The sequence below is a fragment of the Tabrizicola flagellatus genome (assembly GCF_008271465.1).
Taxonomy (GTDB): domain Bacteria; phylum Pseudomonadota; class Alphaproteobacteria; order Rhodobacterales; family Rhodobacteraceae; genus Tabrizicola; species Tabrizicola flagellata.
The window spans coordinates 2,501-5,452 of the sequence record NZ_VMDU01000031.1 but is presented as its reverse complement, the minus strand read 5'-3'; the positions used below and the strand labels follow the sequence as shown (position 1 = coordinate 5,452).

The 2,952-nt window shown below is 56.2% G+C and carries 2 rRNA genes (1 of these 2 running past the window's edge); both read right to left on the bottom strand.

From position 1 onward, the window contains the following. Window positions 1–133: 133 nt before the first annotated feature. Window positions 134–248: ribosomal RNA gene (rrf, locus tag FL625_RS17905) — 5S ribosomal RNA — on the bottom strand. A gap of 114 nt (window positions 249–362) precedes the next feature. Beyond that, window positions 363–2,952, bottom strand: a 23S ribosomal RNA gene (locus tag FL625_RS17900); it runs 258 nt beyond the window's last position.

Sequence of the window (2,952 nt, the reverse complement as noted above, 5' to 3'; positions counted from 1 at the left end):
CCTTCAGGTTATGAGCCTGACGAGCTACCGGGCTGCTCCACCCCGCGACGCTTGGCCTTGAGGTTGGCCTGGTCGAGTTGCGGCCCTTTGTGGGGCGCGGTTTCATCGTTTGAGTGAGTTTGTCTCTTTTCAGGTCTGGCGGCGACCTACTCTCCCACGTCTTGAGACGCAGTACCATTGGCGCAGGCACACTTATCGGCCGAGTTCGGGATGGGATCGGGAGTTTTGCGCCCGCTATGACCACCAGACCGGAGAAGAGACAGGGGAGACTTGGCTCCCCGCACATCAGCGATTGTTCCGCGTGTAGTGTTTACGTGCTTCTGACGATCCTGGCGAGGCGTGTTGCCTTGCTGTTTCCGGATCAGATCAAGCCAATCGGGCAATTAGTACCAGTCAGCTGAACGCATTGCTGCGCTTACACCTCTGGCCTATCGACGTGGTGGTCTTCCACGGCCCTCAAGGGAGACCTTGTTTTGAAGGGGGCTTCCCGCTTAGATGCCTTCAGCGGTTATCCTGTCCGCTCATAGCTACCCAGCACTGCCGTTGGCACGACAACTGGTCCACCAGTGGAGCGTTCAACCCGGTCCTCTCGTACTAGGGTCAACTCTTCTCAAGTCTCCTGCACCCACGGCAGATAGGGACCGAACTGTCTCACGACGTTCTAAACCCAGCTCACGTACCTCTTTAAATGGCGAACAGCCATACCCTTGGGACCTGCTCCAGCCCCAGGATGAGATGAGCCGACATCGAGGTGCCAAACGATGCCGTCGATATGGACTCTTGGGCATCATCAGCCTGTTATCCCCAGAGTACCTTTTATCCGTTGAGCGATGGCCCTCCCACTTGGGACCACCGGATCACTATGACCGACTTTCGTCTCTGCTCGACTTGTCAGTCTCGCAGTCAGGCTGGCTTCTGCCATTGCACTCAACGAGCGATTTCCGACCGCTCTGAGCCAACCATCGCGCGCCTCCGTTACTGTTTGGGAGGCGACCGCCCCAGTCAAACTCCCCACCATGCACGGTCCCGGGCCCGGATAACGGGTCGCGGTTAGACAACAAGACGGCGAAGGGTGGTATCTCAAGGACGGCTCCACGAAGACTGGCGTCCCCGCTTCGATGCCTACCACCTATCCTGCACATCACAGTCCTGTTGCCAATGCAAAGCTGGAGTAAAGGTTCATGGGGTCTTTCCGTCTAACCGCGGGTAGTGTGCATCTTGACACACAGTTCAATTTCGCTGAGTCCACGTTAGAGACAGCGGGGAGATCGTTACGCCATTCGTGCAGGTCGGAACTTACCCGACAAGGAATTTCGCTACCTTAGGACCGTTATAGTTACGGCCGCCGTTTACTGGGACTTCGATTCAGAGCTTGCACCCCTCCTCTTAATCTTCCAGCACCGGGCAGGCGTCAGACTGTATACGTCGCCTTACGGCTTCGCACAGCCCTGTGTTTTAAGTAAACAGTCGCCACCCCCTGGTTTGTGCCCCCCGCCCATAGTTGCCTACAGACGGGGCTCCCTTCTCGCGAACTTACGGGAGCATTTTGCCGAGTTCCTTTAACGTGGTTCTCTCAAGCGCCTTGGTATACTCTACCAGTCCACCTGTGTCGGTTTCGGGTACGGTCTGATGTGGGGCTATTTCCAGGAACCGCTCAGCAGCCCGGTCAATCCGATAAGACCGAACTACACCTGCGATCCGTCACATCCCACTGGCCCAGGAATATTAACCTGGTTCCCATCGACTACGCCTTTCGGCCTCGCCTTAGGGGCCGGCTTACCCTGCTCAGATTAGCTTTAAGCAGGAACCCTTGGACTTTCGGCGAGAGGGTCTCTCACCCTCTTTGTCGCTACTCATGTCAACATTCTCGCTTCCGATCTCTCCACCGGATGCCTTACGGCCCGGCTTCACAGAAAGCTCTCCATGTCCAAGCCGTAGGGTGGGGTTCGACCCCACCTTTCGGTAAAGACATGATGAACTATATCACGGAACGCTCCGCTACCACGCACATCGCTGTGCATCCTGAGCTTCGGCTCGTGGCTTGAGCCCCGTTACATCTTCGCCGCAGGACAGCTTGTCTAGACCAGTGAGCTGTTACGCTATCTTTAAATGATGGCTGCTTCTAAGCCAACATCCTGGTTGTTTTGGCCGTCCCACATGCTTTCCCACTTAGCCACGAATTAGGGGCCTTAGCTGCAGGTCAGGGTTGTTTCCCTCTTCACGACGGACGTTAGCACCCGCCGTGTGTCTCCCGGATAGTACTCCACGGTATTCGGAGTTTGCTTAGACTCAGTAAGGCTGTGGGCCCCCATCATCCATGCAGTGCTCTACCCCCGTGGGTATTCGTCCGAGGCGCTACCTAAATAGCTTTCGCGGAGAACCAGCTATCTCCAGGTTTGATTAGCCTTTCACCCCTAGCCACAAGTCATCCAGACCCTTTTCAACGGGTGTTGGTTCGGACCTCCAGTTGGTGTTACCCAACCTTCATCCTGCTCATGGCTAGATCACCTGGTTTCGGGTCTGATCCAACGAACTCATGCGCCCTTTTAAGACTCGCTTTCGCTGCGCCTACACCTACCGGCTTAAGCTTGCTCGTTAGACCAAGTCGTTGACCCATTATACAAAAGGTACGCCGTCAGGGCTCAAGGCCCCTCCGACTGCTTGTAGGCGTCCGGTTTCAGGTACTGTTTCACTCCCCTCGTCGGGGTGCTTTTCACCTTTCCCTCACGGTACTGGTTCGCTATCGGTCAGCAAGGAGTACTTAGCCTTCGGGGGTGGTCCCCCGATCTTCAGACAGGATTACACGTGTCCCGCCCTACTTGATACGTCCCGTGGTACTTCGCATACGGGGCTGTCACCCATGTCGCTGGCCTTTCCAGACCATTCTGCTCGCACTTCCAGGCTCGGCTGGTCCGCGTTCGCTCGCCACTACTAACGGAGTCTCTGTTGATT